The 6,073-nt window shown below is 66.6% G+C and carries 5 protein-coding genes, 1 pseudogene and 1 other annotated feature; of the genes and pseudogenes, 3 read left to right on the top strand and 3 right to left on the bottom strand.

Annotated elements, in window-relative coordinates:
* Both B4A72_RS14105 and B4A72_RS14100 read left to right on the top strand, forming a co-directional pair.
* Positions 1-516 (top strand): HisA/HisF-related TIM barrel protein (locus B4A72_RS14105; RefSeq protein ID WP_292978900.1); only part of this gene is annotated, 516 nt, incomplete at its 5' end.
* 73 nt (positions 517-589) lie between these two features.
* A complete protein-coding gene (locus B4A72_RS14100) occupies positions 590-2,218 on the top strand; it encodes an FAD/NAD(P)-binding protein (RefSeq protein ID WP_292978898.1) in 1,629 nt (542 codons plus the stop codon).
* Between the two features lie 4 nt (positions 2,219-2,222).
* Here the strand turns inward: B4A72_RS14100 and B4A72_RS14095 are convergent, their stop codons facing one another.
* The 3 genes and pseudogenes from B4A72_RS14095 to B4A72_RS14085 form a co-directional block, all read right to left on the bottom strand.
* Entirely contained in the window at positions 2,223-2,546 is a 324-nt protein-coding gene (locus B4A72_RS14095; protein WP_292955891.1) for a 2Fe-2S iron-sulfur cluster-binding protein, read from the bottom strand.
* Positions 2,547-2,633: 87 nt separating this feature from the next.
* Complete coding sequence (locus B4A72_RS14090; RefSeq protein WP_292955888.1) at positions 2,634-4,556, bottom strand: tetratricopeptide repeat protein; 1,923 nt, start codon at positions 4,554-4,556, stop codon at positions 2,634-2,636.
* 55 nt (positions 4,557-4,611) lie between these two features.
* Positions 4,612-4,836, bottom strand: a pseudogene (locus B4A72_RS14085) (IS481 family transposase); the annotation flags it as partial.
* 38 nt (positions 4,837-4,874) lie between these two features.
* Here B4A72_RS14085 and B4A72_RS14080 point away from each other — a divergent pair.
* A protein-coding gene (locus B4A72_RS14080) for an IS3 family transposase (protein WP_292978896.1) occupies positions 4,875-6,073 on the top strand; the annotation gives its coding sequence in 2 pieces (ribosomal slippage) (positions 4,875-5,175 and positions 5,175-6,073; 1,200 coding nt annotated over the 2 pieces). This gene is flagged as partial in the annotation.
* Positions 5,162-5,278: a sequence feature (AL1L pseudoknot), on the top strand. (Overlaps the previous gene by 117 nt.)

The raw sequence follows: 6,073 nt of genomic DNA, 5'->3' as shown, positions 1-6,073 counted from the left end.
GCGATACTGGCAGCGATCGACATCCCGGCCCAGCTGGGCGGCGGCATCCGCGACATGGCCACCATCGAAACCTGGCTGAATCGCGGTCTGAGGCGGGTGATTCTGGGCACCGTCGCGGTCGAGAATCCCGATCTCGTGCGCGAGGCGGCGGATGCCTTTCCGGGCCGGATCGCCGTCGGCATCGACGCCCGCGCCGGCCGTGTCGCGACGCGCGGCTGGGCCACCGAAACCGCCGTCAGCGCGACCGATCTGGCCAATCGCTTCGAGGACGCGGGCGTGGCTGCGATCATCTATACCGACATTGACCGCGACGGCGCGATGGGTGGGCCCAACCTGGCCGCGACCGAGGCATTGGCGCGGGCGGTCAACATTCCTGTCATTGCCTCGGGCGGGGTTGCTTCGCTGGCGGATTTGCAGGCTCTGGCCGGAACGCGGGTGATCGCGGGCGCGATTTCGGGACGCGCGCTTTATGACGGGGCGCTGGATCTGGGCGCGGCGCTGGCGGCCCTGCGCTGACGCCACATGGCGCCGGCAACCCGGCCTGCCCGCCGCGCGTTGTGCCGCGAGGCAGGAAATGGAACGGCAGGACATGACGACCGGAACCGAAACATGCCGGATCGCGGTGATCGGCGCGGGTCCGCGCGCCCTTGGCGCGCTTGAGGCGCTGATCCGCCGCGACCGGGACGCGGCCTTTCGAATCGAGATTTTCGACCCCCGTCCCTGGCCCGGCGCCGGGCCGAATTTCAGCCCGGATCAAAGCGGTCTTTGCAAGCTGAACCTGCCTCTGCGATCGATTGATCTGGGCCGCGCGCCCTGGGACGGAGCTGATTTCGCGGAAGGAACGGGCGGCCCGGCAGCGGCCGAACGCTTTCCGGCGCGGGCCGAACTGGGCGGTTATCTGGCCGCGCGGCTGGCACGGCTGATGGCGCGGACCGGGATCGCTGTCACGCCGCGCCGGATCACCGGCATCCGGCGCCGCAACGAGGCCTGGTTTCTGGAGGATGGCGCGTCGCGTCACGGCCCCTATGACGAGGTGCTGCTGGCGCAGGGCCAGCCCGCCACGATGCCCGACAAACAGTTGGAGACATGGCGCGATCATGCCGAACGGCACGGCCTTGACCTGGTCGCGGCCTATCCCGATCACCGGCTGCTGCGTCAGGCGCAGAACTGGGCCGGCAAGCCCGTCGGCGTGCGTGGTCTCGGCCTGTCGACGCTGGACGTGGTGCGGCTGCTGACGCTGGGCCTGGGCGGACGCTTCGCCGACGGCCGATACCACCGGTCAGGCCGCGAACCCGCGCGCATCCTGCCCTTTTCGCTGGACGGCCACGCGCCGGCGCCCAAGCCCGCCGATGCCACGCAGGATGCACGTTTCGAGCCGACCGAGACCGAAACCCGCGCCTTTCGCGCGGCCGTCGCGCAGGCGATGGCGGAAGGTCCGGACCAGGCTCTGGCCATCATCTGCGATGCCATTCACGGCCCCGTCCTGCGGATCCTGTCCGACACCGGCGGTGCCGCCGATGCCGGGGCGCTGAATGCATGGCTGTCTGCCGAACGCGAAAAACCCGGCTCGCAGGAGGATCGCCCGGCGGCCACGGCGCTGCGCGCGGCGATCGACGAGGCGCATGGGCGCGCGCCGCCCTCGGCCGGTTATGTCACCGGCCAGCTCATGCGGAAATGGCAGAACGCCCTGCGGCAGGGCTTCAATCCCAACCCGGCGGCACCGGCGACGGCGGCGGCCATCGTGGGCTTCGATGACGGGCTGAAACGCTTCTCCTACGGGCCGCCCGTCGCCTCGGCCCAGGAATTGCTGATCCTGATCCAGGACGGTCTGGTCGATCCCCGCGCGGCCCACGACCCCGATATCGTGATGACCGGCACCGGCTGGCGGCTGGTCGAACATGATACCACCGCCGAGGTCGCGGCGATGGTCGATGCGGTCCTGCCGCCGCCCGATCTGGGACGGCTGGACGATCCGCTGATGCGGGGGCTGATCGATTCAGGCCGCGTGACAGCGATCGAGAAGGGGCTTGGCGCGCGGATCAGGCCGGACGGGCGGCTGATCGGCCGAGATGGCAGCGTTCAGCCCGGCCTCTGCCTGCTGGGTCGGCTGGCGATGGGCAGCGTGATCGCAGCGGATTCGATCCACGATTGCTTCGGCGCGGCCGCCGATCGCTGGGCCCAGGGCGTCGCCGCGCGGATGCGCGATCACACCGGCTGAGGGATCAGATCTGCTTTTCGGGCATCTGCACCACAAGCCCGTCCAGGTCGTCGGTCACCTTGAGCTGGCAGGTCAGGCGCGACCGGTCGGGATCGGGCTCATAGGCGAAATCCAGCATGTCCTCTTCCATCGGATCCTTGGCCGGCAGTCGATCCACCCATCCCGGATCGACATAGACATGACAGGTCGAACAGGCGCAGGCGCCGCCGCAATCGGCGTCGATTCCGGGGATGCCGTTGTCGCGCGCGCCCTCCATCACGGTCATTCCGGTCTTCACATCGACTTCGTGCCGGGTGCCGTTATGCTCGATATAGGTAATCTTGGCCATCTGCGGGATCCCCTGTCTTTGCGAGGCCAGATAGGCCATTGGGCGGGCGATGAAAAGGGGCGGGCGATCACGACGCGGAAGGTGCGGTCACGGATCGGCCAGTTTGCGGCGCAGCACTCTGCCTTGCCAGCGCAGGCTGGCCCGGTCCGGCCAGATTGCCTCGGCTCGTTCCAGCGCGTCCAGTGCCTGCCCCGCACGGCCCAGGGCTGCCGCGCGCCGCGCCATCGACAGATGCAAAAGCGGGTTGTCAGGGCAAAGCGCGATGGCGTCGGCCAGGAATTCCTCGGCCGCCCCGACATTTCCCAGCCGCCAGCAGGTATCGGCCAGCCGCTTGCGGGTCAGGACTTCGCCGGGCCGCACCCGGTCCAGCCAGTGCAGCAGCCGCAAAGCACGGGCATAGCGGCCGTGCAGCGACAGGATCGCCGCCGCCAGGCCCAGCCATGCGGCCCGATCCGGCCCCGGATCAGGCGGGGCCTTGCCGGCTTTCAGCGCCGCTTCCGGCGGTTCCGGCCGCAGATCAAGAAAGGCCATTTTTTGCGGCAGTTCCGGCCAGCGGCGCATCCCCTGCCGGGCCGCCTCGTCCTTCAGCAATTCCTCCCAATCGCAGAGATAGGACCAACCGGGCGCGACGGCGGATCCGGCCGCCGGATCCCGCGCAGCCAGCGATTTCGCAAGTTTCGGGGCGATCATCAGCATCCGCGAGACCGGACAATCACGCCCGATATAAAGCCGGGCGAAAGCATCGCGCAGCCCGGCTTCACTGGTTTTCAGCGAAAACAGCCAACCCAGGAAGGCATCGGCACTGGCCGGATCGTCGGGGGCCTTGCGCGCGGCGATCAGATCCAGCGCCTGTTGGCACAGCTTTCTGTCCCGCGGCAGGATGCGGGGATCGGCCATGGCCGCGCGCGCCGCCCGTGCGGCCAGCGCGTCATCGCCCGCGTGCAGTGCACTCAGCGCCACGATACGGCGCAGGAAGGGATGGCGGCGAATGTCGTCGGGCCGCGAAGACAGCGCCGTCGCCAGCACCATCCCCTGTCCCGTCGCATCGGCGTGGCTGGCGGCGAATTGCGCCGATTGCGCCAGATCGCCGCTGGCATAGAAGCTGCCGGGCCGGCCGATCACCCGTTCCAGCAGGTGCTGGGAGGCTTGCAGACGAACCGCGTCGGGCAATTCCCTGGGCAGGGCGATCAGGCGCGCGCTGCCCATCGCGGCGGCCGCGCGCGAGAACGCGCTGCCGCCCGGCGCGCCGATATGCGCGCAACCGGCCATCAGCATCACCTCCAGCACGTCACGTTCAGCCGGTTTCAGCGCCCCCAGATCCAGCAGCCGGTCCACCGGCACGATCCGCTCATGCGCGGCCGCCAGATGCGCCGCCGCCCCCGGCGTGTCGCTGAAGACGATCACCGGCCCCTCTGTGGCATCGGTCCAGGCCAGGCAGAATTCGTCAGGCACATATTTTTCAGGCCAAGAACTGAGCGACCACGGCTCTCCGTCAAGCAGATCACCGCGTCTAAGATGGATCGCGCTGGCCTCCTCCAGCGACCCGCCCCAGGCCTCCAGCTTCGCGCGCGCCGACCGCAATTCCGCCTTCAGCCGCCGGGCCAGGGGCAAGGTCTTTGCAATGGCCGCGATTTCCGCCCTTGCCGCGGCGACATCCTCGCCCATGAAGGTGACGGCCTCGAAGGCCGCGTCGCTGTGAAATCGCTGCCCCTCGGCCAGATTGCGGGAGAATTGCGCCGCGTCCACGATCGGCGAGATCGCCGTCAGATTCGTTCTCGCATCCAGATTCGGCTTGCGGCTGACGATTCCGATATGGCGGGCGACGAAATCGGCCTGCAGGAAATCGTTCGGATCGACCAGTTCGGGATAGGGTCCATCCGGTTCGGCCAGCCACAGAAACCGGGCCTGGGTGTCGAATTTCCGCCCCAGCCGCAGGATGTTCAGCAAACCGATCAGCCGCGCTCCGATCCTGTCCTTGCGAAATCCGATGATCGAGGGGCCGCCGTTCACATCCGCTCCTGGTCGTGGTTGGCCAAACGCTAAGGCTCGCGGTCGTAAATGACCAGCTGTTCAGTCCCGGCATCTGGTGGATCGGGTTCAGGATGGATCTGTCAGGCTCTGATGTCCGGATCTTGCAGATGTATTCGTATGGCGTGAGACCGCCGAGGGTCTTGAGCCTGCGCGCGAAGCTGTAAGCCGCCATGAAGTCCGTCAGATGTGCTCGGAACTGGTCGTGGCTGTCGTCATGGAAGCGTTTGACGGTGGCCTCCTTGGTCGTGTGAACCGCCCGGGTTTACCGGAGAGAAAAACACTCAAAGGATGAGCCCTATGACAAAGCAGAGATTCACCCCCGCCTATCCGGCCGAACTTCGCGAACGCGGTGTTCGGTTGTTTCGAGAGAACCGTGCCGATTATTCCAGCGATACGGCGGCTTACAAGGCAATTGCACCGAAGCCTGGCTGTTCGCCCGACAGCCTGCGCATATGGTGTCAGCAGGCCGAACGTGATGCCGGTCAGCGCTCTGGACCGACAAGCGCCGAGAAGGATCGCATCAAGGAGTTGGAGCGCGAGGTCCGTGAACTGCGCCAGGCCAACGAGATCCTGAAGAAGGCCAGCGCATATTTCGCTGCGGCGGAGCTCGACCGCCCGTTTCGCAAGTGATCGCGTTCATTGATGATCACCGTGACGTCTTTGGTGTCGGGCCGATCTGCCGGGTTCTGGAGATCGCACCATCGACGTTCTACGCCTTCAAGGCCGTGGAGCGTGATCCCGGTCTGGCATCGGACCGGATCAGGCAGGATCGGCTGGACATGGCTGCCATCAAGGATGCGTTCGATGGCAGCCGTGGGCGATATGGCGCGCGCAAGGTCTGGCACCAGTTACGCCGCAGCGGTCACGGTATCGCCCGCTGCACGGTAGAGCGGCTGATGAGGGTCATGGGGTTACAAGGCGTTGCGCGCGGCATGAAGGTCATCACGACCAACCCCGATACGGCACAACCTTGCCCGGACGACAAGGTGAACCGAGCCTTCGTGGCGGACATGCCGATCCAGCTGTGGGTCAGCGACTTTACCTGCGTCTCAAGCTGGCAAGGGATGGTCTGCGTGGCCTTCATCATCGACGTCTTCGCCCGGAAGATCGTTGGCTGGCGTGTCTCGACTTCGATGACCACCGGCTTCGTCCTCGATGCCCTGAACCAGGCCATCTGCCAGAGGACGCCGTCCGAGGCCGACAAGCTGATCCATCACAGCGATCGGGGCAGCCGATACCTGTCGATCCGATACACCGAGCGGCTCACCGAGGCCGGCATCGACACATCAGTCGGCAGCGTCGGAGATTCCTATGACAATGCTCTGGCCGAAAGCATCATCGGCCTGTTCAAGACCGAGGTCATCAAGTTCCTCGGCCCCTGGAAGTCGGTTGGTCAAGTCGAATGGGAAACCCTGAAATGGGTCGACTGGTATAACAACGCCCGCCTGCATAGCGCCATTGGCTACGTCACGCCGGACGTGTATGGACGCCCCTTC

Origin of the sequence: Paracoccus sp. UBA5162 (genome assembly GCF_002413585.1) — a bacterium.
Classification (GTDB): Bacteria; Pseudomonadota; Alphaproteobacteria; order Rhodobacterales; family Rhodobacteraceae; genus Paracoccus.
This window is presented reverse-complemented; position numbering and strand designations above follow the sequence as displayed.

Bases quoted from the DNA above. Each gene is read 5' to 3' on its own strand.
- B4A72_RS14095 (WP_292955891.1), bottom strand. From the start codon at position 2,546: ATGGCCAAGATTACCTATATCGAGCATAACGGCACCCGGCACGAAGTC.
- B4A72_RS14100 (WP_292978898.1), top strand. From the start codon at position 590: ATGACGACCGGAACCGAAACATGCCGGATCGCGGTGATCGGCGCGGGT.